Below are 24,628 nucleotides of genomic sequence, written 5' to 3'. Positions count from 1 at the left end.
TGCGTACAAGCCCGGTAACGAATCTGCGGGACGTGCAAGCGTGAGCGCTCGGGCAGGCACGGGTGTGCGGCGTGTGGCTGACGCTGCCGGCCCGCCTGTACCGCAGAGCCGGCAAGAGGCGTGTGGCGGCTATTCCACCCGCCGCAGGTACGTTATCCTCCCTGCAGGTTGCATGCCCTGAGCCTTGTCGTGCCGTTTCGCCCGGCATTCGGTGGCCTTTCGCTTCTTTCCCATTCACCGCGCACGAGACCGTTCATGAACCTGCAGCAACGCCACCACGTGACTCTCCTCGGGAAGGGCCCGGCGACGATGATCTTCTCGCACGGCTTCGGTTGCGACCAGACCATGTGGCGCTACATGGTCGAACATTTCACCGACCGGTTCACGGTGGTCCTGCACGACCTGATCGGCTCGGGACGCTCCGACCTGAGCGCCTACGATCCGGCCCGCTACGATACCCTGGCAGGCTATGCCGACGACCTGTCGCAGCTCATCGATGCCTACGGCAAAGGCCCGGTGGTGCTGGTCGGGCACTCGGTCAGTGCCATGATCGGTGTGCTGAGCGACCTTGCGGCGCCTGGCAGGGTGGCGGCACACGTCATGGTCGGGCCGTCACCGTGCTACATCGATGACGAAGCGTACGTCGGCGGGTTCTCGCGCGATGACATCAATGCCCTGCTCGAGACCCTCGACAGCAACTACCTGGGTTGGTCGAGCAGCATGGCGCCGGTGATCATGGGCGCGCCGGGCCAGCCGGCCCTGGCCGACGAGCTGACCCAGAGCTTCTGCAGCACGCGCCCGGACATCGCCAAGCAGTTCGCCCGGGTCACCTTCCTGTCCGACAACCGCGAGGACGTGGCGCGGCTGACCACGCCCACCCTGATCCTGCAGGCCAGCGACGACCTGATCGCGCCGATCCAGGTGGGTGAGTACCTGAAGCAGGCCATCGCCGGAAGCACGCTGCAGCTGGTCGACAACATCGGCCACTGCCCGCACATGAGCGCACCCAGTGCCTGCGTGAAGGCGATGGACGACTTCCTCGGCCGCCTCGGTGGTCGCGATGACGGTTGACGCCTCTTCGTTGCCAGACGCGCGAACGCTGTTCGATCAGGCGCCTTGCGGTCTGTTGACCACGCGCGAGGACGGTACGCTGCTGCAGGTCAATCGCACGTTCGCCGACTGGCTGGGCTACACCTGCGAGGCCCTCGACGGACGGCGCTTCCAGGACCTGTTGACCATGGGCGGGCGGATCTTCTACCAGACCCACTGGGCGCCGATCATGCACATGCAGGGCTCGGTCGGCGAGATCAAGCTGCAACTGCTGCACCGCGATGGCAGCGCCGTCACGATGTTGCTCAACGGCGTGCGGCAGGTGCACGAAGGCGTGGCCTACTATCAACTGTCGGTGTTCACCACCACCGAACGCGACCGCTACGAGCGAGAGCTGCTCAATGCACGCAATCTGGCGGAAAACCTGTTGCGGGAAAAGACCCTGGCACAGGCGAGCCTGGACGAGGCACAGGCTCAGTTGAAGAGGGCGTATCAAAGCGCCCAGCGGCGTGCCACCTATGCCGAGCAGATGGTCGGCATCGTCAGCCACGATCTGCGTACGCCATTGACCGCCATCCAGATGGCTGCCGACATGCTCGGTCAGGCCGAGCGTTCGCCTCGCGAGGCGCGCATGCTGGCGCACATCGGCCAGTCGGCGGGCCGTGCCGAGCGCATGATCGCCGACCTGCTGGACTTCACCCTGGAACGCATCGGCCACGGCATCGCCATCTCATCGACGCCACTGGACCTGCATGAGGTCGTGCGTCAGAGCCTGGATGAGCTACGCGTGGCGTTTCCTGGCGTCATGCTGCTGCATCAGGCCGTCGCCCATGGCCGTGCGCTTCTGGACGCCGACCGGGTGCAGCAACTGATCGGCAACCTGGTGGGCAATGCCGTGGCCTATGGCGATCCGGCTCAGCCGATCCACGTGATCTCCGACTTCCCCCAGGGGCGTCCGCAGATCACCGTGCTCAATTACGGCCAGTCGATCCCCCAGGCCACCCTGGACGTGCTGTTCGAACCGATGGTACGCGGCAGCGAGCAGGGCGTGGGGCGCAGCGTGGGTCTGGGCCTGTTCATCGTCAAGGCCATCGCCGAGGCGCACGGCGGCGGGGTCCGCGTCAGTTCCGATGCGATCGACGGCACACGCTTCATCGTGTGCCTGGCGCAGGCCGAAGAGGGCCAGCAGGCGGCTCCTGTGCCTCTGCCCGATTCGCACGTGGGCTGACGGCAGTCCCCACCCTTGGGGGCCCGCCTGGCCGTCTTCGCTCAGCGTGTCGCGGGCGTCGAGCCTGCCAGCAAACATTCGACCGCCTCGAAGGCCGCTTGCCGTCGCTGCGCCCAACTGCCCTCGAGCACCTGTACCGGCTGGCGGTGCGCCAGCAGCCAGTGGCGACTCTGCTCGAAGAACACCTGCCGTTGCGCCAGTCCAGGCTGGCAGCGCTGGCCGTCGCTTACCCAGTCCACACCACGCGGGTCGAGCAGCAAGTGCAAGTCGTAATGACGCGCCAGCAGGGCCTGCTCCAGCCAGGCCGGGCAGTCGCCGAACAACGTCTGACTCCAGAGCAGGTTGCTCAGCAGGTGAGTGTCGAGGATCAGCAGGGCAGGGGCCTGGGAACGTGCCTCATCTTCCCAGGCCAGTTGCCCACGGGCGATGGCCGGGATGTCGGCCAGGCACGTGTCACGCTGGTGATGATCGATGAAATGCCGCACGTATTCGCCGACCAGGCGGCCACCGAAGTGCGCTTGTAGTTCGCCGCCCAGCCAGCTCTTGCCACTCGATTCGGGGCCACACAGCACCAGCACCTTCATGCGCAGGCCACGGCGGGCGCACGTCGCCATTCGAGCCAGCCGCGTACCGCCAGCCAGGTGAACAGCGCGTACAGCGCCGCGGTCAGGTAAAGCCCCTTGTACAGGAACAGGCCGACGAAGACCGTGTCCAGCAACGCCCACAACGGCCAGCATTGCAGCCGCTTCTGCGCCATCCACACCTGCGCCACCAGGCTGAAGCCGGTCAACGCGGCGTCCAGCCAGGGCTGCGCGGCATCGGTCCAGTGGGCCATGGCCGCGCCCAGCGCCAGGCTGACCAGCAGGCCCGTCCCCAGGCTCAGGCCCATGGCAGACGCCGACAGGCGACTGACCTGACGGGCGCGCTCGACATGCCCTGGACGGGTCCACTGCCACCACCCATACAGCTGCAGGACGGCATAGACCAGCTGCAGGAGCATGTCGGAGTACAGCCGTACGCCATAGAAGATCCAGCTGTAGACCAGTACCATGACCAGGCCGATCGGCCAGCACCACGGGTTCTGCTTGACGGTCAGCCACACGGCGAGCACACCGAGGGCAGCGGCGAACAGTTCGAGGCCGGACATGGGTGATCCTTTGGTCAATGAAGAGGGCGCGATTGTACGCGAAGTCCTGCACTCGACGTTCATCGTCGTGCGTGTCAAATTCCCGGCATGTAGCAGAACCCTCTGCTAACATGCTGTCCGGATTCAGATGAAACGTTCACCCAGGCTGAACGTTTGACTGGCTTTACTCCAATCTTCGCTGTAAAAACGGCGCGTCGCTCGCGGTAGACACACCACTCAACGTACAACGGGCCTGGCACGCACCAGCGCCCCGTGGGGGAACGATGGATTTTTGGAGCGCCTTGCAGGCAATCATTCTGGGTATCGTCGAAGGGCTCACCGAGTTCCTGCCCATTTCCAGCACCGGGCACCAGATCATCGTCGCCGACCTGATCGACTTCGGCGGCGAACGGGCCATGGCCTTCAACATCATCATCCAGCTCGGTGCGATCCTGGCCGTGGTCTGGGCCTTTCGGCGCAAGATCCTCGACGTCGTCGTCGGCCTGCCGACCCAGCCCCAGGCGCGCCGCTTCACCGGCAACCTGCTGTTGGCCTTCCTGCCGGCGGTGGTGCTCGGCGTGCTGTTCGCCGACCTGATCCATGAATACCTGTTCAACCCCATCACCGTGGCCGCCGCGCTGGTGATCGGCGGGGTGATCATGCTCTGGGCCGAGCGCCGTGACCATCGGGTGACGGTCGAGCACGTCGACCAGATGAGCTGGCACCAGGCGCTGAAGATCGGGCTGGTGCAGTGCGTGGCCATGATCCCCGGCACCTCGCGCTCCGGGTCGACCATCATCGGCGGGCTGCTGTTCGGCCTGTCGCGCACGGCGGCCACCGAGTTCTCGTTCTTCCTGGCCATGCCGACCATGGTCGGCGCGGCGGTGTATTCGGGGTACAAGTACCGCGAGCTGTTCCAGCCAGCCGATTTGCCGGTGTTCGCCCTGGGGTTCGTGGTGTCGTTCCTGTTCGCCATGATCGCGGTGCGCGGGCTGCTGAAGTTCATCGCCCACCACAGCTACGCGGTGTTTGCCTGGTACCGCATCGGTTTCGGCCTGCTGATCCTGGCGACCTGGCTGTTCGGCTGGATCGACTGGACCACGGCGCAGGGCTGACATGGGCTGTGAACGCATGGCGCAGGCGGCGCCTCGGGGCAGGAGGATCGAGCATCGCCTGCGCGGGCTCAAGGTGGCCCTCCTGCTGGCCGTGTGTGCGTTGCCCGCGATCGGCATGGTGCAGGCGGTTCTGGCCGGTGCCAGCCCCCTATGGGTGGCACTCTACCCACTGGCCAGCCTGATCGCCTTCGGCCTGTACTGGCACGACAAGCGCCGCGCCCGCACCCAGGGCTGGCGCATTCCGGAAAAGTACCTGCACCTGAGCGAGCTGCTCGGCGGCTGGCCCGGTGCGTTGATCGCCCAGCAGGTGTGCCGGCACAAGACCCGCAAAGCACCGTTCCAGGTGGTCTTCTGGGCCATCGTGCTGCTGCATCAGGTGGTCTGGTGCGACCGCGTGGTCTTCGCCGGGCAGGGCCTGACGCATCTGGTCGGCCTGCCGCTGGGTTAGCGGCGGGTGCTGGCGCCTCGAGCCAGGCGCATGATCCTTGAAGAACGCAAAGCCTACCCGTTGACAGGTGTCCTCGGCTGAGCGACCGTGCGCGCCCGTTTCGTGCAGCCACGGTCTCGACGTTCATCTCGATGGCATTCCTGGTGGCACGGCGGTGTCCTAGCCAGACAGGCTTGCCAGACGGCAGGGACTGGGTGGGCGGCAGGTCTCGCGTCGAGGCACGCTCACCCGGCCACCTTGCAAGCGTTTCTTCAGAACCCCTCAGCCTGGATGTGTGGATTGCCCAGATACAAGAGAAAGCGACTGTCGAGCGTCATCAGAAAGTGGTTCGTCTACCTCACCGTGGTCAGCCTGACCGGCGGCTCCAACCGCATCGTCGAGCACCTGTCGAACGGCAAGCTCTGGCAGTGGGTGAACTGGCCGGCGATCAAGCGGGTGCTGGTGCATCTCATCAACCCCTGAACGCAGCACGCCGCAGTGATACCGGTCATCGCCATGCAGGAGCGGCCCCTGCCGGAGCGCCGGACCGACCGCGATTGGGCCCGCCGGGCCCATGAAATCAGCGCACCCCCTGTGTCAGGTGCCTGCACCGATGCCGCCCGACTGGATCGAAAAGGCGTCAGTCTGTCAGATCGGCAGCAGGCACAGGCGGTGAGTGTCTGCCCGCCGCCTTGGTGCCGCGATCGCGGGTATGCACAGGTCATTGTGGGCCTTTCAGGCCCAATCGCGGCACGGGGGCGCTCCTACAGGGGGGCTAGGCTGACAGATCAAGAAATAGAGAAAGACAAGGGCCCCTCAAAAAAAGGGGGAGCCCTCACGCCGTCTTTACAGCTTGAAGCGTCGCACCAGTTCGTTGAAGGACACCGCCAGGCGCGAGAGGTCCTGCGCCGAGGCGCTGGTCTGCTGCGCACCCGTCGCCGTCTGGGTCGACAGGTCCTGGATGTTGAGCAGGTTGCGGTCCACTTCACGGGCCACGTTGGCCTGCTCCTCGCACGCGCTGGCGATCACCAGGTTGCGGTCGTTGATCTGGCCGATGCCGACCGCGATCTGCTCCAGCGCATCGCCCGTGGCGCGGGCCAGCGTCTGGGTGGTGGCCACCAGGGTCTGGCTCTTGCCCATGGCCACTACGGCCTGGTCGGAGCTGGCCTGGACCGCGTTGATCATGCCTTCGATCTCGCCGGTGGACGCCTGGGTGCGTGCCGCCAGTGCCCGGACTTCGTCGGCCACCACCGCAAAACCACGACCCTGCTCGCCCGCGCGGGCGGCTTCGATGGCGGCGTTGAGCGCCAGCAGGTTGGTCTGCTCGGCGATGCCGCGGATCACGTCCAACACCTTGCCGATGTCACGCAGCTGCGTGGCCAGTTGCTCGACGATGGTGGTCGAGGTGTCGATCTCGCGCGTGGCGTCATCGACCGCCGAGACGGCGTGACGGGCCTGGCCCAGGCCTTCGCCGGCCTGGGCGCTGGCGCCCCGCGAGGCTTCGGAGGTGGACATGGCGTTACGGGCGACTTCCTCGACCGCCGAGGTCATTTCGGTGACCGCCGTGGCCGCCTGCTGGATCTCGTCGTTCTGGCGCAGCAAGCCGCGGCTGCTGTCCTCGGTCACCGCGTTGAGCTCTTCGGCCGCCGAGGCCAGTTGACTGGAGGCGTCGGCGATCTGCTGGATAGTGCTCTTCAGACTCTGCTGCATGTCGCCCAGGGCGTTGAGCAACTGGCCGGTCTCGTCGGCGGCCTCGCTGCGGACCAGTTGCGTCAGGTCGCCGCGAGCGATGGCCTGGGCGCTGACCACCGCCTGGGCGATGGGACGGCTGATCAGGCGGCTGATGAACAGGCCGAGTAGCATGGCCGCGATGAAGGCCAGGGCGATACCGATGTACAGCACCGTGGTCGCCGAGCGCTCGGTGACGCTGGCTTGTTGTCCACCCTCGGCGATCTGACGGTTGTTCGACTCGACTATCACGGTGAGTTCGTCGAGGATGGTTCGGTAGCTCTGTTGAACGTCAGTGCCGATGATGCTCTGAGCAGTGTCGACATTGCCTGCCTGCAACGCGGCGAGCACGCGCTGGATCTGCGCTTGATAGGCCGGCCAGTCGCGCTCCATGCGGTCGCCAGCGGCACGTTCGTCGTCCGCCAGGGGGGTGGTGCGATACAAGGCGAAGGCCTTTTCGCTATCGGCCCGGTTGGCATCCATGCTCTGAATAAGCTGATCACGGCTCGCCTGCGGCGCGTTGGACGCGACGGCGTTGATCAGTGCATACAAATCTCTTTGCTGCGCAATGGCCTTGCTCTTGGCCTCGGCGGTCTTGGACACCGATACCAGGTTGTTGGCGAAGACCGACCTGAGGCTTTCCGACAATTGGGAAATGCCGCGACTGCCGAGCACGCCCACCACGAGGGTGATGAGCGCGCACAGGCCAAAGGCGGCGATCAGTTTGGTAGAGAGTTTTGCATCGCGTAGCCAGTGCATGGAGGCATCCAGAAAAAGGGACCGAAAGAGAACGAGGCGCCACGGGTCAGAAAAACCCAGGCATTCGCTCGGTTATCGGTCGTGCGCGACAGGCCTTGAGCGAAACGCGCACTTATTTTTCGTGCAGGGGGCCTCGTTCATCAGGTGGCCTCCCTCTGGGCTGCCCAGGCAGATCACGGCGCTGAGCGCGAGCGCTCGGTCGACGAGGCACGCCCGGTCCGACCCGGCCACATCGCCCGCATCACCCCATCCCGCCGGACCAGCGCGTGCATCAGCGCGGCGCCCACGTGCACCAGGATCGTGGCGAACAGCAGATAGCCGGCCCAGCCATGGGCCTGGCGCAACACGGCATACAGCCGCAGGTCGTGCGGGGCGATCGCCGGCAGCCCCAGAGGCCGTGGATAATCGCCCGCCGAGAGCATCGCCCAGCCCAGCAGCGGCATGCCCAGCATCAAGGCGTACAAGGCCAGGTGCGAGGCCCCGGCCGCCCAGCGCTGCAACGGCGGCAGGTCGCGGGGCAGAGGTGGGTGCGGCAGGCTCAGACGCAGCACGAGGCGCAGGATCACCAGCACCAGCAGCGCCAGCCCGGTGGCCTTGTGCAGTGTGACCAGGGTCGGGTGCCAGGGCGACAGGTTGCCGACCATGTTCACGCCGATGAACAGCATCGCCAGGATCAGCACGGCCATCAGCCAGTGCACCGCTCGGCTCAACGGATGAAAGGTGCTGGGGGTCATGGGTGTGCTCCTGTCTCGAGGCGTTCGCGGCTGCGGCGATTGAAGGATTCGGCGTAGGCGGCCGAGCGGGCCGCGAGGATCGGATCGTCGGACGGTGCGATACCGGTCGGCAGGATCAAGGGGTCGAAGTTGAGGTCGCGGCAGGCACCGTGTTCGGGCGCCTCGACCTGGTCGATGACCACGGTGCCGGCTTCGACCGTGCGCCGTTGCGCCGGCCAGGCCTGGGCCGGGTCGTCGATGGCATCGCCAGGCTCGGCCAGGGTGAGGCGCAAGGTCCAGCGCAGCGGGCCCTGCTTCACGCGGGCCTGGAGGTCGTGTTGCAGGTAGTCCGGGTCGGCGATGCCCGTGGGCAGCGCCTGAAACGGCATCTGCGGTTCGAGGCGCCAGCGCACCGGCTGCATCGTCCCCTGGTCGTTGATCAGGCGAAACGCATTGATGCTGTTGTAGGCGGTATTGGCGAAGCTGTCGCTGGGCGTGTACTGGGCCGCCCACTGGCGAAACGCGGCGCTTTCCGGGTGCGCTTGGGCGAAGGCCTTCTGCCGTGCCGGGTCGGGCTTGCCGGTGGTCGGGTCCGGTGTGTTCGCCAGCACCTGGTCGTAGAAGCCTTCCACGCTGTTGACGGCCAGCACCGGCGGGTTGTTCATGCCCGTGCGCCAGCGCTGCCCGTCGTCGGTGCTCAGTTGCAGGGCCAGGCTGCGCGTCGGTACGGCGGCATCGGCGACATGGGGGTTGGCGCCACCGAGGGCGAAGCGGCCGATGACCGGCACGTGCGGTTGGCTGAAGACACGGGCGCGCGACAGCGAGGCGGCGAGCCCGGTGCTTTCGAAGTACCCGCTGACGCACAGGCCCTTGGCGTGGTTCTTGCGGTACCCCGGGTGATGCCCGGCCTGGGCCTCGAAGGTGTCGATGATGCGCTGCGGGGTCAGCGCCGGGGTGTCGATCCAGCCGGCGGCATAGGCGAAGCCGGCACCGGCCGAGGCCAGCAGCGCGGCGATGCCGAGCAGACGCAGGGCTTTGCGGCGCCCGTGCAGGGGAGTGGTCATGCGCAGGTTCTCGTGAGGGGACGACCCGTACGACGCACGAAGAAAAATTCTATTCCCGAGGGAATGCTTTCGTTCGCCAGACGTCTGTTGTCAGTCTTTTCTGTCCGAGCCTCGAACCCGAACATGCATGACCTGGATGAACGTCAATGGCGCGACCTGCTCAACAGCCTGCGTCGCTTCGCGCTGTGGCTGGCTCGCGATACCAGCAGCGCCGACGACCTGGTGCAGGCGACCCTGGAGCGTGCCCTGAGCCGAGGCGCTCAGCAACGGGAGCGCGAGGGCCTGCGGCCGTGGTTGTTCACCATCCTGTATCGCCTGTTCTTGGACGGCAAGCGTCGGGAGAAACGGCACGCCCGCTGGCTGGGCTGGATCGGCCTGAGCACCGCCAGCGAGGCGTCGCGCCATGATGCGACCGAATCCAGCGTCTTCGCCCAGGCCGACCTGCAGGCCTTCGCCCGCTTGCCGGAGCAGCAGCGCGCCTTGCTGTTGCTGGTCAGCGTCGAGGGCTTGAGCTACAAGGAGGTCGCCCAGACCCTGGGCATCCCGATCGGCACGGTGATGTCGCGGCTGTCCCGTGCCCGTGCGGCGCTGCGCGAACTGACCGAAGAAACGCCTGCGCCGGTGGCGTTGCGGAGACTCAAATGATTTTTTCGGCCCCCAGCGAACATGAGCTGCATGCCTACGTCGATGATCGCCTCGACCCGGCGCGGCGCGCGCAGATCACCACCTGGCTGGCTTCGCATCCCCAGGAGCAGGCCATGGTCGACGGCTGGCGCGACGACGCCCGGCGTCTGCGCGCGGCCCTGGCCGGGGGGTACGACGCGCGCGACGATGCCGGGCCGTCGCTGGCGGCCGTGCGACAGCGGGTGGTCATGCGCCGCCGACGCCACCTGGCCACGGCGGCCGTTCTGTTGCTGACCCTGGGGCTGGGCAGCCTGGGCGGCTGGCAGGCGCGCGAAGCCACCTGGCTGGCCAATACACCGCCGATGGCGGACGCCGTGCAGGCCCACCGGCTGTTCGCCGACACCGCGTCCCTGGACATCCAGGCCCGCGAACCGGCTCGCCTGCGTGCCTGGCTCGCCCAGCACTTCACCCAGGTCGGCACCCTGCCGGACCTGGCCGGGCAGGGCTTGGTCCCGGTCGGGGCGCGCTTGCTCGCCAACGAGAACGGGCCGGCGGCCTTGCTGGTCTATGAAGATGCCCAGGGCGGCCGCCTGAGCGTGTTTCTCCGCGCGCCGGGTCGGCACTTCGGCCACATGGCCAGCGGGCAACGGCGCGAAGGGATGCTCGAGGCGCGTTACTGGGCCCACGGTGCCTATAACTTCGCCGTGGTCGGCCCGGCGCAGGACACGCAAGGCGAGCGCCTGGAGCAGGCGCTGCGCACGGCGTTGTAGTGGCGTCACCGAGGCGCGCCTTCGATCAGGAAAGTGGCAGGACATTGCTGAAATTTTCTCAGTAACGCATGAAACACCCCTCGGCTAATCAATCGACCAGGCGCCGGTCATCATGGCCTGCGCTCGTCTTCATGGCGGGCCCGTCGGCCGGATGCCAAGCGCCCGACCGTTCCTGATCGATTCAGAAGAGGGCTTCACCGATGTCTTCAACGCTCACACCCATCGCACACGCGCTGTCGCAGGCCGCCCGGCCGCCCATCCGATGGGCCGCGCTCGGCGTCCTGCTGGCGTCTCTGGGGCTGGTCCTGCTGCCTGCACGTCAGGCCGCGGCCGCATCCACGACGCCTGTATCGACCCAGCCCACAGGGGCGAACAACTTCTACGCCAGCGAGCGCGTCGTCATCCAGTCCGTGACGTTCCAGAACCAATACGGCATGCGTATCGCAGCCAAGCTGGTCATCCCGAAGCAGCGGGAGGGCGATCAGCGCTCGCCGGCGATCGTCGTCGGCCATCCCATGGGAGCGGTCAAGGAGCAGAGTGCGCTGTTGTACGCGCAGAAGCTGGCCGAACAGGACTTCGTGACCCTGGCCATCGACCTGCCGTTCTGGGGGGAGAGCGAAGGCACGCCGCGCAACCTGGTCGCGCCGGAGCTCTACACCGAAGCGTTCAGTGCGGCGGTCGACTACCTGGGGACGCGCCCCTTCGTCGACCGCGAGCGGATCGGTGCCCTGGGCATCTGCGGCAGCGGCGGGTTCGCCATCAGCGCTGCCAAGATCGACCCGCGGCTGAAGGCGATCGCCACGGTGAGCCTCTACGACATGGGTACGGTCACCCGCCAGGGCCTGAACCAGTCGGTGACACCGGCGCAGCGCAACGCCTTGCTCGCCCAGGCAGCCGAACAGCGCTACCAGGAATACACCACCGGGCAGGATATCTTCCTCAATTATCTACCGGAACGGCCCACCGCCCAGACCGATGCCGTCACCCGCGAATTCTGGGACTTCTACCGCACGTCACGGGGCGCCGTCGTGCCCGAAGGGCGCACCTTGGAGCAGACCCAGAACCGCAGGCTCAGCAGCGAAGTGCGCTTCATGAACTTCTACCCGCTCGTCGACATCGAGACGATCTCGCCGCGCCCCTTGCTGTTCATCACCGGGGATCAGGCCCATTCGCGCGAATTCAGCGAGCAGGCCTATGCACGGGCGATCGAGCCGAAGACGCTGCATTACGTCAAGGGCGCCGGGCATGTGGACCTGTACGACCGGGTCGATCTGATCCCTTGGGACACGTTGAACCGGTTCTACCGACAGAGCCTGAAGTAACGCTTTGACGCTTTGACGCCTTGCGCCGGGTCACGCGGCGCAAGGCGTGACGCTTCGCGGTCGTCATGCGCTTACACGTTCGCCGATCGCCCGATCCGGCTCGTCGCCAGCGTCATCGCTGCCGACGCCACCAGCAGCGCTGCCGCCGCCAGGAAGGTGATGCGGTAGCCGTGTTCATCGAACAGCATGCCACCGAGGGTCGAGCCCAGGGCGATGGACAACTGCACCACGGCAACCATCAGGCCGCCGCCGGCTTCGGCATCGTCGGGCAGCGAGTGTGCGAGCCAGGCCCACCAGCCGACGGGAGCGGCCGTCGCCACCAGCCCCCAGAGCGCCAGCAGGCCGAACACCGCGGCCAGGTGCTGACCCATCCCGATCAGTCCCACGGCCAGCACCGCCATCACCAGCGGGATGGCGATCAAGGTGCGGTACAGGCCCGAGCGCAGCAGTGCGCCGATCAGCAGCGTACCGGCGAATCCGGCCAAGCCGAGCGTCAGCAACAGCATCGACAGCGTGGTCACGTCGACCTGGGTCACCGTCTCGAGGAACGGACGGATGTAGGTGAACAGCCCGAACTGTCCCATGAAGAACAGGCCGGCGGCGAGCATGCCCACGATGACCTGTGGCCTACCCAACAATGCCACGACGCCAGACGCTGACTGGCGAGCGCGTGCCGGTAGCGCCGGTAGGCTCAGCCACTGCCATGTTAGCGCGGCCAAGCCGACCGGCACCAGGCACAGGAACGCCCCTCGCCAGCCGATCACCCCGCCCAGGAAACTGCCCAGCGGTGCCGCGATGACGGTGGCCAGGGCATTGCCGCTGTTGAAGATCGCCAGCGCCCTGGGCACGCGTTCGCGGGGGACCAGACGCATCGCGACCGCCGCCGACAGCGACCAGAAGCCTCCGATCACCACACCGATCAAGGCGCGCCCGATCAGGTACATCACGTAGCCTTGCGCCAGCCCGACCACCAGGCTGGAGGCGCACATCAAGGCGGTCAGTCCCAGCAGCAGCGTCTTGCGGTCCAACTGACCCGCCAGGCGCGCGATGCACAGGCTGGTGACCACCGCGAAGACGCCGGACACGGCGATGCCATAGCCGGCGAGCCCTTCGCTGATGCCCAGGTCATGGGCGATGAGCGTCAGCAGGCTGACCGGCATGAATTCCGAAGCGATGAGGGTAAAGACGCACAGGGTCATCGCCAGCACACCGCCCCAGTGGGCAGGGCGTTCGACGTTGGCGTCATTGAGGTAGGAAGAGGAGGCAGGGTTCATGGACATCGACTCATAACAGGTGGGTGACGGCAAGGCAGGTTTGCCGAGGCCATCTTGACGCACCCCCATTAAGATGATTAGTAGCCATGGTTTTCACGAACTGCTGAGAAAAGCTCAACAATGGCCTCGCCCAAAGTCAACGACCTGCAAGCCTTCATCGCCGTGGCCCGCGAGCGCAGCTTCACCCGCGCGGCGATCACGCTCGGCGTCACCGCCTCGGCGCTCAGTCACACCGTCAGGGGGCTCGAAACGCGTCTGGGCATCCGATTGCTGTCGCGCACGACACGCAACGTTTCGACGACCGAGGCGGGCGACCGCCTGCTGCGCTCGATCGCGCCGCTGTTCGAGCAGATCGCGGCAGAGGTCGACGCACTTGGCGACTTGCGCGATTCGCCCCGCGGCACGATACGCATCACCTGTACCGACGACGCCATCGAGCTGTGCGTGCGCGCCAAGCTGAAGGCCTTCGTCGAACGCTATCCGGACATCGTGCTGGAGTTCTACGTCGACTACGGGTTCACCAATGTCGTGCAAGAGCGTTTCGATGCAGGCATTCGTCTGGGTGAAGCGATCAGCAAGGACATGATCGCCGTGCGCATCGGTCCGGACTGGCGCTTGTCGCTGGTCGCGTCACCGGACTATTTCGAGCGCTGCCCGCCGCCTGTCACCCCTTATGGTCTGATGAGCCACACCTGCCTGAACATCCGGCATCGACCCTCGGGCGCAATCTACGCCTGGGAGTTCGAACACGCAGGCAAGCCGTTCACGGTCAAGGGGGAAGGGCCATTGGTATTCAACAGCATTCTGCACGTCCTCAACGGCGCGCTGGATGGCATCGGGATCGGCTATGTGCCGGAACAGCTGGTCGCACCGTACCTGGCCGACGGTCGACTGATGGAGGTGCTGGACGACTGGTGTCCAACCTTCCAGGGTTATCACCTGTACTACCCCAACCGCCGACAACCCTCGCCCGCATTTGCCGCGCTGGTGGAGGCATTGCGATACACGCCTTGAAGCGGAGGCCTACGGGCGGTTCATCAGGTGGGGTTGCGGGTCAGGCGGTCGACATCACAGCGTGTGAGACATCGACCGGATCGACTGCCGGTCGCCCTAGAAATCGATCGTCGCCGACAGCTGGTACGTACGCGGCTCACCCAGGGCCAGGCTGGCCGTCTGGGGCATGCCCCAGTAGTTCTTGTTGGCGAGGTTCGAGACCTCGGCGCGGACCACCACCGGCTTGCCGCTGACGTTCATCGCGTAGCGCGCGCCGGCGTCGAAGAGCGTGTAGCCGGGGATCGACTGGGCGTTGTCGGCGCTGATGTACTGCTTCGACAGTGAGGTGACGTTGGCGGTCAAGGTCAGGCCCTCGGCGAACGGCGTGTCCCATTCGATGCCCAGCTTGCCCTGCAGCTTCGGTACACCGGTGGCGGTCTTGCCTTCCTGAGTGCTGGTGCTGGCCTTGGTCACTTTCGGGTCCACGTAGGCGACGCCGCCCATCAGTCGCACATCCATCACCGGCGAGCCGAAGAAGGTCCATTCAATGCCACGGTTGCGCTGCTCGCCGCCGAACGAGTAGATGTTGGTGGCCGGGTCGGTGTAGCCGTTGGGACGCTTGATCTCGTACAGCGCCAGGGTATGGGTGAAGGTGCCCAGGTCGAGCTTGGCGCCGATCTCGCGTTGCTTGGACTCGTAGGGCGCGAACATTTCTCCGGCGTTGGCCGCGGTCAGGGGCGCCGAGCTGCCTTTGCTCAACCCCTCGATGTAGTTGGCATACAGCGAAAGGTCATCGGTCACCTTGAACAGGATGGCCCCTGCCGGGCTGGTGGCGTGTTTGTCGTAGCCTGGCCGGTTGCGCTCGCCCGTGCCGGTATTGTAGGTGTCGGACACTACCTCCTGACGGCGCACGCCCAGGGTCAACTGGACGCGCTCGTCGAGGAACGACAGGGTGTCGGCGATGCCGTAGCTCTTCAGGTCGTTCTCGTTGTGGATGATGTAGGGCCACGCCTCGGGCGCCTTGGGGCCCCAGACCGGGTGGTAGAGATTGGTGACCCAGGGCGTGTCCGAAATGATGCGACGCCCCCAGTCGCGTTCCTTGTCGCTGTACTGGGTCGCGTTGATCGACCACTGGTGGCCGATGCCGAACGTGTCGAACTGGCCGCGCAGGCCGACTTCGGCGGACGTCTTGTGAAATTCCTGGCGCAGCTGCCCCAGGGTCGTGGAGATATCACCCCGGGCGTTGATCACGGTGGCCGACATGGCCCCGCTGTACTGGTAGTGGGTCTTGCTGGTGCCCACGGCGCCGTAGGCGGTCAATTGATCGCTCAATGCGTACTCACCGCGCAGGATCACACCCTTGTCCTGGGTGCGGACACGTCCCCAGTCCGGGTTGAGCAGGGTATCCGCGCTGGGTGGCTTGGGCACCGACACACCCGCAGCCAGGCCGAGGCCGCGGTTCTGCCCGACGGTGGTGTCGTCGCTGTCGAACAGGTCCAGGGACAGCCGCGCCCGCTCGCCACGCCAGTCCAGGGCCAGGGCATTCACACCGACGCGGTGGCTCTGGTCGTCGGTGGCCGCATCGCCATCGCGGTAGACCGAGTTGAAGCGCACGCCGAACTGGTTGCCCTCGCCGAAGCGCCGCCCGATGTCCACGTGGCCACCGATCTGCGAGTCCGATTCGAAGGTGCCGGTCACGCGGGTCAACGGCGTGTCGGCGGCACGTTTGGGTACCAGGTTGATGGTACCGCCCACCGAACCGTTCGGCGGCATGCCGTTGAGCAGCACGGAGGGGCCCTTGAGCACTTCGATCCGCTCGTAGATCTCCGGCGAGGCGCGGTAGAACGGCGCCATGCCGAACAGGCCCTCGACGGTCATGTCGCTGGGGCTGGTGCTGAAGCCGCGGATCGCGTAGCTCTCGCTGTGGGTGTTCTTGACCCCGTTGGTGAAGACCGACGGGTCGGTGGCGGCGATCACGTCGGTGATGTCCCGGGCCTGCAGGTCCTGCACGTACTGTTCGGTGTAGCTGAGCGTGCTGAAGGGCGTTTCCATCAGGTCCTTGTTGCCCAGCAGACCGATGCGCCCGCCCGTGGCGACCTGGCCGCCCGCGTAGACCGGTGGCAAGGCGTCCGCAGCGTCCTCGGCCGCTTCGACGGTGATGTCCGACAGGACCAGGGGCGTCTGCGCCGAGTCGCTCGTCGCCTGAGCATCGGGTGTGTGCGCCAGTGCCGAGTGCGTCGTCGCCCCCAGGCTCAACAGCAAGGCCAGACGCACGGCCAGGAAGGTGCGGTCATGGGCCAGGCGCGGTGCAGGCAGGCAGGCGGCAGGCGCAGGGCAGGCAGGGGTGCAGCGTGACGACATTGCGGGATTCCTTTCGATTCGACCCGGGATGGAAGTGGTGCACTAGCTTTCCGCACCAGTCGCAAGATCCCGCAATGCTAATCATTAGCAATTGATACGAAGCATGAGCGCGTCAGCGTGTGGCCTGGGCGTCGTGTACGTCGTAGCCTTTCACCACATCGTCAGCGATGCGCGCCAGACAGGTCACGCTGGCCGTGCACAGGTACCAGGTCTGTGCATCGACGAACACCACGCGGCCGCTGGTCCACGCCTTGGTTCGACGCAGCAGCGGGTTGTCCAGGCTGTCGCGGTTCAGCGCAGGTCGGCGCTCCATCACCGCGGTGCGGTCGATCACGTAGAGGATGTCGGGATCGGCCTCGCGAATGAATTCGTTGGAGATCGGCTGCCCGTGCAGGCCGGCCTCGAGGTCGGTGCTGGCCGGCTTGACCCCCAGGGTGTCGAACACGTAGCCGTAGCGCGACTTGACCCCATAGGAGGTGAAGGCGCCGTTGTTGTGCAGCACGATCAGGGCCTTTTCCGGACGGCCGTCGGTCACCTGGCGGGTGCGGGCGATGGTGGCGTCCATCTGCGCGACCTTCTGTTCGGCCAGGGCCGGCTTGCCGAAGATGCGACCGAGGGTCAGCAGATGGGCCTTGGCGGTGGCGAGGAAGTCGCTGCGCTGGTTGGTCAGGTCGACATCGTCGTAGAGGGTCGGGGCGATCTCGCTCAGCTCGGCGTAGCTTTGCGCCTGCAGCGGCGAGATCAGGATCAGGTCCGGCTTGAGCGCGTGCAGGCGCTCCAGGTTGGGCTGGATGGTGGTGCCGACGTCGGCGATGGCCGGGTCGTCGCGGTAGGGCAGCAGGAACGACGACACGTAGTCCTTGGCCATGCCCACCAGGGGCGCCTGCAACTGCACGACGCTGTCGACCTCGCTCATGTCGAAGGCCACCACGCGCTGCGGCGGCGCCTCGATCACGGTGGTGCCGAGCGCGTGCTCGATGCGCACCGGCGTGTAGCCGGCGCTGGCAGTGGCCGCCGCGCTCGGCGCATCGGCCTTGGGCTGGTCGCACCCGGCCAGGGACAGGGCGACGGCCAGGGTCAGCAGGGACGTGGCAATGGGTTTCATGACAGCTCCGGCGAAAGCGATGGGTTGAAGTAGTTGCAGACGAATCCACGCCCGGCAGGCAGGATCTCGAAGTCCAGATCGAACAGTTCGCGCAGGCGCGCCTCGTCGATCACCTCGGCGACCGGCCCGCTGAAGCGCACCGTGCCGCGCTTCATGGCCACGATGTGGTCGGAATAGTTGGCGGCGAAGTTGATGTCGTGCACCACCAGGATCACCGTGCGGCCCTGCTCGTCGCACAACCTTCGCAGTGCGCGCATGATCAGCACGGCGTGCTTCATGTCCAGGTTGTTCAACGGCTCGTCCAGCAGCAGGTAGGGCGTCTGCTGGGCGATGGTCATGGCCAGGAACGCCATCTGTCGCTGACCGCCGCTCAGCTCGTCGACGTACTGGCCGCGCAGGGCCTCCAGCGACAGGAAGGCGATGGCCTCGTCGATGATCCGTCGGTCGTCGGCGGTAAGAGCGCCCTGGCTGTAGGGAAAGCGGCCGAAGGCGACCAGCTCGTCCACGGTCAGCCGGAGGTTGAAATCCGGCATCTGGCGCAGGGTCGCCACGCGCTTGGCGTAGTCGCGCACGGGCAGTTGACCGATCGCCTGTCCATCGAGGCACAGCTCGCCGGCCGAGGCCTGCTGGAGCCGGGCGATGAGCATCAGCAGTGTGGTCTTGCCCGCGCCGTTGGGGCCGATCAGCGAGGTGATCCGCCCGCGCGGAAACTGCACGCTGACGTCCGTCAGCACGGCTTTCTGGCCATAGGCCTTGGACACATGGCTCAACGTGATCATGCAGTACCTCGTGTACGCGTCATCAGGGCCAGGAAATACACCCCGCAGACCAGGTTGATCAGAATGTTGACCGACATGTTGTAGTTGAACACCTGCTCGACCAGGTACTGCGCGACGATGAACAGTGCCATCGCCACCCCGCTGGCCAGCGGCAGCGTCACCCGGTGCCGGAAGGTGCGTGCCAGCGTGTAGGTGAGGTTGGCGACGAACACGCCCATGAAGGCCGTCGGCCCGATCAGGCTGGTGGACACCGCCACCAGCACGGCGATCACGGCCATTTGCACGCTGAGCGCGCGCAGGTGATCGACCCCCAGCACGATGGCCTGGTCGCGGCCCAGGGCTAGCACGTCCAGCACCGGCAACGTGCGCCGTACCACCAGGCAGGCGAGGGCGGCCAGGACGGCGGAGTAGGCCACTTGCAGCGGCTGTGCCTTGTTGAACGAGGCGTAGTTGAAACCCTGCAGGATCGAGAACTCCCCCGGGCTGACCTTGAGCTGGATGAACTGCGTCAAGGTGCTCAGCACCAGGCTCAGCACCAGCCCCACCAGCAACAGCAGGTAGACGTTCTGCCGGCCGTCGCGCAACAGCCAGCGGTGCAGCAGCCAGGAGTAGCCGAGCATCAGCACGATCGACAGCCAGACGTTGCCGTGTCGGCCGAGCAGCACCAGGCTGTGGGTGCCGATCAGCAGGATCAGCAGCGCCTGGAACAACAGGTAGACGGCCTCGTAGCCCATGATGGCTGGGGTCAGGATGCGGTTGCCGGTCAGGGTCTGGAAGATGACCGAGGAGCAGCCGATGCACACCCCGGCGACCCCGATCGCCGCCAGGCGAGTCAGGCGCCGGGGGATGACGTAGGCCGTGTCCAGCCCCGACCCCAGCAGCACGAAGGCCACCGCCAGGCCCGCGACCAGCAGCCAGATGCCATGACGCGCGTCCAGGCGGCTCATGTCGATTTCCTCAACAGCAGGACCAGGAACACGACGCCGCCCACGCTGCCGGCGACCAGGCCGATGGGCACCTCGAAGGGGTAGATCAGCAGACGCCCGAGGATGTCGCAGAACAGCAGCATCGAGGCGCCGCACACGGCCACCAGCGGCAAGGTCCGCTGCAGGTTCTCGCCGTAGCGCAGGGCGATCAGGTTAGGGATCACCAGCCCGACGAAAGGGATCGCGCCAACGGTGATCACCGTGATCGATACCGTCAGGGCCACCAGCAGCAATCCCAGGGTCACGGTCGCCGTGTAGTTCAGGCCCAGGCTGCTGGCCATGCCTTCGCCCATGCCGAGGACGGTGAAGCGCTGGGCGAACAGGTAGATGAGCACCACCACCGGCAGGATGACGAAGATGATTTCGTAATTGCCCTGCACGATGCGCGAGAAGTCGCCCATCAGCCAGCCTTGCAGGCTCTGCAGCAACTGATGGCGGTAGGCCCAGAATTCGGCGAGGGCGCTGAGCACACTGCCGTACATCAGGCCCAGCACCGGCACCAGCACGATGCTCTTGAAACGAATACGGCGAATCATCGCCACGTAGATCAGGCTGGCGGCGAAGCTGACGCCCAGGGCCATCAGCATCTTGCCGACGGTGCCGATGCCCGGAAAGGCGCTCACCGCGATCAGGATGCCGAGCTTGGCCGCGTCCAAGCCACCGCTGGTGGCCGGTTCGACGAAACGGTTGCGCACGATCTGCTGCAGCACCACGCCACACACCGCCAGGCCGGCGCCGGACAACACCAGGGCCGCCAGGCGCGGCAGACGGCTGGCGGTCAGCGTCAGCCAGGCGTCCTCCGACAAGGTGGCCAGGTCGAGCCAGGTCATCCGGCCGACGCCGACCATCAGCGACATCCCGCACAGCACCCCGAACAGCGCCACGAGTACAGACGGTTTCAAACGCACGCCTCGTCCACGTGCTGGCCGGCGATGCGCCAGCCCTTGGCGGTCTGGCGCTGGGCCAGGAAATGCGCGTACTGCCCGCCCGCCTCACGCAGCGCCGCCGGTGTGCCTTGCTCGCAGACCCGTCCCTGGTCGAGCACCACGATGCGGTCGGCCAGGGCCACGGTGGACAACTGGTGCGCGATCACGATCACCGTGCGCTGGCCGCGCAGGCGCGCCAAGGTCTCGGTGATCACGGCCTGATTGTGGGCATCCAGCGCTGCCGTGGCTTCATCGACCAGCAGGATCGGCGCCGGCTTGATCAATGCGCGGGCGATCGAGAGGCGTTGACGCTCGCCGCCCGACAGGCGCGCGCCGCCTTCGCCGACGGCCGTCGCCAGGCCCTGGGGCAGGCGTTCGAGCATCTCCAGCATCCCCGCCTGGCGCGCCACCTCGAGAACCTCGTCATCGCTGGCCTCGGGTTTGCCGAGGCGGATGTTGTCGGCGATGCTGCCCTGGAACAGGTAGGCGTCCTGGAAGATCTGGCTGATCTGCCCGGCCAGCTGGGCGCTGCTCATCTGCCGCACGTCCACCCCGCCGATGCGCACGCTGCCCTGGTCAGCGTCGAAGAACCGTGCGATCAGGCGCATCACCGTGCTCTTGCCGGAGCCGGAGGCCCCTACCAGAGCGGTCATGCTGCCGGCCGGAAAGGTCAGGTCGACGCCGTCGAGCACCTTGGGCTGGCCTGGACCGTAGGCAAAGCTCAGGCCGCGCAGCTCGACGCTGGCGTCGGCTGGTGTCTGCGCATGCTCGGGCAGTGGCAAGGGGCGCGCGGCGAGCAGGTCGGCGACCATGGCCAGTTGGCTGCGCGCACCCCGCAGCACATCGCTGTAGCTGGCGACCTCCAGCAGCGGGTCGATGAAGCGCGTGGTCAGCAGCAGCGCCATGACCAGGGCCACGCCCGTGGCGGCCGGCACGTGCGTGGCGCCCAGCTGGCCCAGGGTCAGCACAGCACCGACCAGCAGCAGGGCGAACACCGCGTGTACTGCGCCGGTGTTGAACACCACCGACATGGCCGACACCCGAATCAGGTCCTTGCCGGCGCGCTGCTGTTCATCGAGGGCGCGTTGCAGGAAGCGCGTGCCTCCGGCGTCGCCATTGAAGGCACGCAGCACCGACTGGGCCTGGGCGAACTCGACCATGCGCTGGCTGGCACGCGCGGTCTGTGCATGATGGCGGGCATCGGCGCGCTGGCCCAGGCGCGCGGTGACGGCGAACAGCGCCAGCAGGACCAGCAGCGCCAGCAGGGCGAACGTGCCCAGGCGGGGGTCCAGCCCGTACAGCGCCACGCCGACCGTGACCGGCGTGACGATCGCCGTCAGCAACGGGGTGAACACGTGGGCCGGCAACTGCGCCAGGGTCATCATGCCCTGGGTCGTGACATGGCTCAGGCGCGCCGTGTTGGCCGCATCGAACCAGCCGATCGGCAATTGCGCCATATGCTCGCCCAGACGGTGGCGGCCCCCCTGCAACACCGCGATACCGACGCGAATGCCCAGTTTCTCCACCACCCGGCGAAGCCCCCAGCACAGCGCCACGCCGACCAGCAGCACGACCAGCCAGGCAGCGGCAAGGCCGGGGGCGCCGCTCAACAGGTACGAGAGCACGGGCACCACGGTGACGATGGTCAGGCCGCTGAGCAGGCCATAGAGCAGGGTCAGCCCAAGGTAGCGGTACAGCACACGGGCGTCCGCGCCCAACAGTGCGATGAACGTCTTCAGCATGGCGAGGGCGCCTCCTGGCGAGTCTGCGCGTCATCCCCGAGTGCCCAGAGCCGGGCGTAATGGCCCTGGCGCGCCAATAATTGCGCGTGGGTGCCACGCTCTTCGAGGCGGCCATCGGCGAGCACGAGGATCTGGTCGGCGTGCATGACGGTGTCGAGACGGTGCGCGATCACCAGCACCGTGCGGTCTTTGGCGAAGCGCGACAGGGCGCTCTGGATCTGCACTTCGTTTTCGGCATCGGCGGCAGCGGTCGCTTCGTCCAGCACCAATACCGGCGGATCGAGCAGCACGGCGCGGGCGATGCTCACCCGTTGCAGTTCGCCCCCGGACAGATGGGCGTCCTCGCCGATCACCGAGTCGTAGCCGCGCGGCAACGCCAGGATGCGGTCGTGAATGTTGGCAGTACGGGCGGCTGCCTCGACCTCGTCCTGGGTGGCCGTCGGCCGCCCGAGCGCGATGTTGTCGCGCAGGCTGGCGACGATCAGGCGCACGTCCTGCAGCACGAAGCCGACGTGGCGGTAGAGCTGCGTGCTGTCCAGCATGCGCAGATCGGCGCCGCCGAGGGTGATGCGCCCGGCGTCCGGGTCGAAGAACCGCAGCAGCAGGCGCGCCAGGGTCGACTTGCCCGCGCCGGAAGGGCCGACCAGGGCGGTGACCGTGCCGGGTGCGAGGGTGAAGCTGACGTCGTCGAGCACCGCAGTGTCGCCGTAGCGGTAGCTTACCTGTTCCACGCGGATCTCGTTGCCCTGCGGCACCCTGGAGGGATCGGCCGGCAGGGTCTCGAGCACTGGCGTGCGCAGCAGCGCACTGACACGCTGCGCGGCACCCGTGGCGTTCTGCAGGTCGTGGGTGATGTAGCTCAGCAGCAGCAGGGGCGCGCACAGACCGGGCGCTACCAGGACGAAAGGCAGCAGGTCCAGCGGCTGCATCCAGCCCAGGGTGGTGAACAGCAGGCCGGCGCTCAGGATCACGCCCAGCACCGCGACCGGGGTGAGCAGGGCGTGGGCATTGGCCATGGCGTTGACCAGCGGGCGCGTGAAATCGGTGAAGGCGGCGGCGAAAGCGTCCACCGCGCCATGGTAGCTGGCATGGGCCTGGCCCTCGGCGCCGAAGGCCTTGACCACCGGGATGCCGTGGACGAACTCCACCACGGCGTTGTTGATGCGGGCCATGCCGGCCCCGAACGCCGGCAGGTTGGCGGCACTGGCGCGCGTGGCGCGCTTGACGAAGAGAAAGAACAGCGGGAAGGGCAACAGGGCCACCAGCGCCAGGCGCCAGTCCATGGCGAACAGGTACACCACTGCGCCGATGACCGCACCCAGCGCGCGGCCGAGCGTGGTGTAGAAGTGCGCGGTCAGGCTGTGCAGGGTGTCGATGTCATCCTGCATGGCCTGCTTGACCTCCCCGGAGGCCTGCTGGGTGAACCAGCCCAGGGGCACCCGGGTCAGCCGCTCGGCGATGGCCTGGCGCAGGTGACCGGTGATCTGGTTGTCCGCCAGGTGGGCACGCGTCTCGGCCAGCGCCATCAGCGCCATGCCCGCGAACAGGCCGATCAGGCTGGCGCCGATCACCAGCCAGGCCTCGGCGAGCACGCCCGTCGAGGACGAAGCCACGGGCTGCCCCAGCATCAGCCGGGCCAGGTGCGCGATGCCGGCCAGCGGCACCAGTGTCAGCAGGCTGCCCACGGCCGCCAGCAGGCCGGCCTGGATCAGGCGGCCGCGAACCGGGCGCAGCACCTCGGACACGCCCGGGGTGGGGGGCACGGTGGCTTCGGGGTGTTCGGTGGTACTCATCGACGCTCCTGTTCATGGCCGCCGGGGAATGATCGGCGATGTCCTGGGAGTCAGGGCCTGGCATGACGCTGACGGGTGTTGCGGGTTATTCCGTACGAGCGCGCACAATCCGCAATGGCACGCCTTCAGGCGTGCGCGCTGCAGGCCCGCACGCTGGCGACGATGTACTTTTCGACCGAGGACACCGACACGTTCAGCTCGGCCGCGATCTGCCGATGCGGCATGCCGGCCAGGCGGTGCAGCAGCAGGGCCTCTCGGGCCTTGGGCGGCTGGGTGCGCAGCGTGCGATCGACATGGGCGAGACGCTCCAGCGCCAGGGCGCGCACCTCCTCGGAGGGCGCCAGGGGCTCGCTGTGTTCGCGCAGCCCCGCCAGGTGGTTGGCTTCCAGACGTCTTCGGCGATACAGGTCGATCACCAGACCCTTGGCGATTTGCGACAGGTGGCAACGCGATTCGGCGGCGCTCGGCACGACGCCGCGCCGGATCAGCTTGAGAAAGATGTCCTGAACGAGATCGGCGGTGTCGATCGAGTTGCCCAGCTTGCGGCGCAACAGCAGCGTCAGCCAGCGATGGTGATCGATGTACAGTCGCTCGACCTGTTGTCTGAGTGCGAACGTTCCGTTGTCCACGAGATCCCTCCTGGGATGGCGATGAAGCAGTGTGCAAATATGTATGATTTGCATTAAGGTTACGACGTTGGTCGACACGATGCAACGTATCGACCGCTCTGCACCGGCCTGCAT

At 66.7% G+C, this 24,628-nt stretch carries 23 protein-coding genes and 1 pseudogene; 9 read left to right on the top strand and 15 right to left on the bottom strand.

Annotated elements, in window-relative coordinates:
• The first annotated feature begins 255 nt into the window (after positions 1–255).
• Complete coding sequence (locus G7007_RS00335; RefSeq protein ID WP_181098538.1) at positions 256–1,071, top strand: alpha/beta fold hydrolase; 816 nt, start codon at positions 256–258, stop codon at positions 1,069–1,071.
• On the top strand, positions 1,061–2,278 hold the full coding sequence (locus G7007_RS00330) for a PAS domain-containing sensor histidine kinase (protein ID WP_181098536.1): 1,218 nt from the start codon (positions 1,061–1,063) through the stop codon (positions 2,276–2,278). Before G7007_RS00335 ends, G7007_RS00330 begins: the two co-directional genes overlap by 11 nt.
• A 41-nt stretch (positions 2,279–2,319) precedes the next feature.
• On the opposite strand, the gene G7007_RS00325 is transcribed toward G7007_RS00330, so the two are convergent.
• Together G7007_RS00325 and pnuC are read right to left on the bottom strand one after the other, a co-directional pair.
• Positions 2,320–2,862 (bottom strand): AAA family ATPase, encoded by a 543-nt coding sequence (locus G7007_RS00325; RefSeq protein WP_181098675.1) that lies wholly within the window; start codon positions 2,860–2,862, stop codon positions 2,320–2,322.
• Positions 2,859–3,425, bottom strand: coding sequence for a nicotinamide riboside transporter PnuC (pnuC, locus tag G7007_RS00320; protein WP_181098534.1), 567 nt, complete (start codon positions 3,423–3,425; stop codon positions 2,859–2,861). The genes G7007_RS00325 and pnuC overlap by 4 nt, the downstream gene beginning before the upstream one ends.
• Positions 3,426–3,688: 263 nt before the next feature.
• Between pnuC and G7007_RS00315 the strand changes: the two genes are divergently transcribed.
• From G7007_RS00315 to G7007_RS00305, 3 genes are all read left to right on the top strand, one after another.
• Positions 3,689–4,519, top strand: a complete 831-nt coding sequence (locus G7007_RS00315; protein WP_181098532.1) for an undecaprenyl-diphosphate phosphatase — start codon at positions 3,689–3,691, stop codon at positions 4,517–4,519.
• A 1-nt stretch (position 4,520) separates the two neighbouring features.
• Complete coding sequence (locus G7007_RS00310) at positions 4,521–4,967, top strand: DUF1294 domain-containing protein (RefSeq protein WP_181098530.1); 447 nt, start codon at positions 4,521–4,523, stop codon at positions 4,965–4,967.
• A gap of 279 nt (positions 4,968–5,246) precedes the next feature.
• Complete coding sequence (locus tag G7007_RS00305; RefSeq protein WP_181098524.1) at positions 5,247–5,429, top strand: hypothetical protein; 183 nt, start codon at positions 5,247–5,249, stop codon at positions 5,427–5,429.
• A gap of 363 nt (positions 5,430–5,792) precedes the next feature.
• Here the strand turns inward: G7007_RS00305 and G7007_RS22640 are convergent, their stop codons facing one another.
• The 4 genes and pseudogenes from G7007_RS22640 to G7007_RS00290 all read right to left on the bottom strand — a co-directional run bounded on the left by G7007_RS22640 (position 5,793) and on the right by G7007_RS00290 (position 9,216).
• Positions 5,793–6,656, bottom strand: a complete 864-nt coding sequence (locus G7007_RS22640; RefSeq protein ID WP_445675485.1) for a methyl-accepting chemotaxis protein — start codon at positions 6,654–6,656, stop codon at positions 5,793–5,795.
• A pseudogene (locus G7007_RS22635) lies at positions 6,651–7,433 on the bottom strand (MCP four helix bundle domain-containing protein); the annotation flags it as partial. The pseudogene G7007_RS22635 and the gene G7007_RS22640, both read right to left, overlap by 6 nt.
• 173 nt (positions 7,434–7,606) lie before the next feature.
• Positions 7,607–8,167: a cytochrome b gene (locus tag G7007_RS00295; protein ID WP_181098521.1), complete on the bottom strand. Its 561-nt coding sequence runs from the start codon at positions 8,165–8,167 to the stop codon at positions 7,607–7,609.
• The gene (locus G7007_RS00290; protein WP_181098674.1) at positions 8,164–9,216 is read right to left on the bottom strand and encodes a catalase family peroxidase; all 1,053 of its coding nucleotides are present in this window, start codon (positions 9,214–9,216) and stop codon (positions 8,164–8,166) included. Before G7007_RS00290 ends, G7007_RS00295 begins: the two co-directional genes overlap by 4 nt.
• 117 nt (positions 9,217–9,333) lie before the next feature.
• On the opposite strand from G7007_RS00290, the gene G7007_RS00285 reads away from it, so the two are divergent.
• The 3 genes from G7007_RS00285 to G7007_RS00275 all read left to right on the top strand — a co-directional run bounded on the left by G7007_RS00285 (position 9,334) and on the right by G7007_RS00275 (position 11,926).
• Positions 9,334–9,855: a sigma-70 family RNA polymerase sigma factor gene (locus tag G7007_RS00285; protein ID WP_181098519.1), complete on the top strand. Its 522-nt coding sequence runs from the start codon at positions 9,334–9,336 to the stop codon at positions 9,853–9,855.
• On the top strand, positions 9,852–10,604 hold the full coding sequence (locus tag G7007_RS00280) for an anti-sigma factor family protein (protein WP_181098517.1): 753 nt from the start codon (positions 9,852–9,854) through the stop codon (positions 10,602–10,604). Before G7007_RS00285 ends, G7007_RS00280 begins: the two co-directional genes overlap by 4 nt.
• 200 nt (positions 10,605–10,804) lie before the next feature.
• Positions 10,805–11,926 (top strand): alpha/beta hydrolase, encoded by a 1,122-nt coding sequence (locus G7007_RS00275; RefSeq protein ID WP_181098515.1) that lies wholly within the window; start codon positions 10,805–10,807, stop codon positions 11,924–11,926.
• Between the two features lie 71 nt (positions 11,927–11,997).
• On the opposite strand, the gene G7007_RS00270 is transcribed toward G7007_RS00275, so the two are convergent.
• On the bottom strand, positions 11,998–13,200 hold the full coding sequence (locus tag G7007_RS00270) for an MFS transporter (protein WP_258198413.1): 1,203 nt from the start codon (positions 13,198–13,200) through the stop codon (positions 11,998–12,000).
• A 120-nt stretch (positions 13,201–13,320) separates the two neighbouring features.
• Between G7007_RS00270 and G7007_RS00265 the strand changes: the two genes are divergently transcribed.
• Complete coding sequence (locus tag G7007_RS00265; protein ID WP_181098514.1) at positions 13,321–14,214, top strand: LysR family transcriptional regulator; 894 nt, start codon at positions 13,321–13,323, stop codon at positions 14,212–14,214.
• A 96-nt stretch (positions 14,215–14,310) separates the two neighbouring features.
• On the opposite strand, the gene G7007_RS00260 is transcribed toward G7007_RS00265, so the two are convergent.
• From G7007_RS00260 to G7007_RS00225, 8 genes are all read right to left on the bottom strand, one after another.
• A complete protein-coding gene (locus tag G7007_RS00260; RefSeq protein ID WP_181098512.1) occupies positions 14,311–16,554 on the bottom strand; it encodes a TonB-dependent receptor in 2,244 nt (747 codons plus the stop codon).
• A gap of 112 nt (positions 16,555–16,666) precedes the next feature.
• A complete protein-coding gene (locus G7007_RS00255; protein ID WP_181098511.1) occupies positions 16,667–17,659 on the bottom strand; it encodes a siderophore ABC transporter substrate-binding protein in 993 nt (330 codons plus the stop codon).
• Positions 17,656–18,438 (bottom strand): iron ABC transporter ATP-binding protein, encoded by a 783-nt coding sequence (locus G7007_RS00250; RefSeq protein ID WP_181098509.1) that lies wholly within the window; start codon positions 18,436–18,438, stop codon positions 17,656–17,658. The genes G7007_RS00255 and G7007_RS00250 overlap by 4 nt, the downstream gene beginning before the upstream one ends.
• A complete protein-coding gene (locus tag G7007_RS00245; protein WP_181098508.1) occupies positions 18,435–19,385 on the bottom strand; it encodes an iron chelate uptake ABC transporter family permease subunit in 951 nt (316 codons plus the stop codon). Before G7007_RS00245 ends, G7007_RS00250 begins: the two co-directional genes overlap by 4 nt.
• On the bottom strand, positions 19,382–20,281 hold the full coding sequence (locus tag G7007_RS00240; RefSeq protein ID WP_181098672.1) for an ABC transporter permease: 900 nt from the start codon (positions 20,279–20,281) through the stop codon (positions 19,382–19,384). The genes G7007_RS00245 and G7007_RS00240 overlap by 4 nt, the downstream gene beginning before the upstream one ends.
• 41 nt (positions 20,282–20,322) lie before the next feature.
• Positions 20,323–22,092: an ABC transporter ATP-binding protein gene (locus tag G7007_RS00235; RefSeq protein ID WP_181098506.1), complete on the bottom strand. Its 1,770-nt coding sequence runs from the start codon at positions 22,090–22,092 to the stop codon at positions 20,323–20,325.
• Positions 22,086–23,885 (bottom strand): ABC transporter ATP-binding protein, encoded by a 1,800-nt coding sequence (locus tag G7007_RS00230; protein WP_181098504.1) that lies wholly within the window; start codon positions 23,883–23,885, stop codon positions 22,086–22,088. Before G7007_RS00230 ends, G7007_RS00235 begins: the two co-directional genes overlap by 7 nt.
• 125 nt (positions 23,886–24,010) lie before the next feature.
• Positions 24,011–24,514, bottom strand: a complete 504-nt coding sequence (locus G7007_RS00225) for a sigma-70 family RNA polymerase sigma factor (RefSeq protein ID WP_181098503.1) — start codon at positions 24,512–24,514, stop codon at positions 24,011–24,013.
• Positions 24,515–24,628: the final 114 nt, after the last annotated feature.

The organism is Pseudomonas entomophila (assembly GCF_013523125.1).
Taxonomy (GTDB): domain Bacteria; phylum Pseudomonadota; class Gammaproteobacteria; order Pseudomonadales; family Pseudomonadaceae; genus Aquipseudomonas; species Aquipseudomonas entomophila_B.
Note: the sequence above shows the minus strand (reverse complement) of the source record. Positions and strands in the feature narration are given on the sequence as shown.

Bases quoted from the DNA above. Each gene is read 5' to 3' on its own strand.
- G7007_RS00335 (WP_181098538.1), top strand. From the start codon at position 256: ATGAACCTGCAGCAACGCCACCACGTGACTCTCCTCGGGAAGGGCCCG.
- G7007_RS00330 (WP_181098536.1), top strand. From the start codon at position 1,061: ATGACGGTTGACGCCTCTTCGTTGCCAGACGCGCGAACGCTGTTCGAT.
- G7007_RS00325 (WP_181098675.1), bottom strand. From the start codon at position 2,862: ATGAAGGTGCTGGTGCTGTGTGGCCCCGAATCGAGTGGCAAGAGCTGG.
- pnuC (WP_181098534.1), bottom strand. From the start codon at position 3,425: ATGTCCGGCCTCGAACTGTTCGCCGCTGCCCTCGGTGTGCTCGCCGTG.
- G7007_RS00315 (WP_181098532.1), top strand. From the start codon at position 3,689: ATGGATTTTTGGAGCGCCTTGCAGGCAATCATTCTGGGTATCGTCGAA.
- G7007_RS00310 (WP_181098530.1), top strand. From the start codon at position 4,521: ATGGGCTGTGAACGCATGGCGCAGGCGGCGCCTCGGGGCAGGAGGATC.
- G7007_RS22640 (WP_445675485.1), bottom strand. From the start codon at position 6,656: ATGCAGCAGAGTCTGAAGAGCACTATCCAGCAGATCGCCGACGCCTCC.
- G7007_RS00295 (WP_181098521.1), bottom strand. From the start codon at position 8,167: ATGACCCCCAGCACCTTTCATCCGTTGAGCCGAGCGGTGCACTGGCTG.
- G7007_RS00285 (WP_181098519.1), top strand. From the start codon at position 9,334: ATGCATGACCTGGATGAACGTCAATGGCGCGACCTGCTCAACAGCCTG.
- G7007_RS00280 (WP_181098517.1), top strand. From the start codon at position 9,852: ATGATTTTTTCGGCCCCCAGCGAACATGAGCTGCATGCCTACGTCGAT.
- G7007_RS00275 (WP_181098515.1), top strand. From the start codon at position 10,805: ATGTCTTCAACGCTCACACCCATCGCACACGCGCTGTCGCAGGCCGCC.
- G7007_RS00270 (WP_258198413.1), bottom strand. From the start codon at position 13,200: ATGAACCCTGCCTCCTCTTCCTACCTCAATGACGCCAACGTCGAACGC.
- G7007_RS00265 (WP_181098514.1), top strand. From the start codon at position 13,321: ATGGCCTCGCCCAAAGTCAACGACCTGCAAGCCTTCATCGCCGTGGCC.
- G7007_RS00260 (WP_181098512.1), bottom strand. From the start codon at position 16,554: ATGTCGTCACGCTGCACCCCTGCCTGCCCTGCGCCTGCCGCCTGCCTG.
- G7007_RS00255 (WP_181098511.1), bottom strand. From the start codon at position 17,659: ATGAAACCCATTGCCACGTCCCTGCTGACCCTGGCCGTCGCCCTGTCC.
- G7007_RS00250 (WP_181098509.1), bottom strand. From the start codon at position 18,438: ATGATCACGTTGAGCCATGTGTCCAAGGCCTATGGCCAGAAAGCCGTG.
- G7007_RS00245 (WP_181098508.1), bottom strand. From the start codon at position 19,385: ATGAGCCGCCTGGACGCGCGTCATGGCATCTGGCTGCTGGTCGCGGGC.
- G7007_RS00240 (WP_181098672.1), bottom strand. From the start codon at position 20,281: ATGTCGCTGATGGTCGGCGTCGGCCGGATGACCTGGCTCGACCTGGCC.
- G7007_RS00235 (WP_181098506.1), bottom strand. From the start codon at position 22,092: ATGCTGAAGACGTTCATCGCACTGTTGGGCGCGGACGCCCGTGTGCTG.
- G7007_RS00230 (WP_181098504.1), bottom strand. From the start codon at position 23,885: ATGAGTACCACCGAACACCCCGAAGCCACCGTGCCCCCCACCCCGGGC.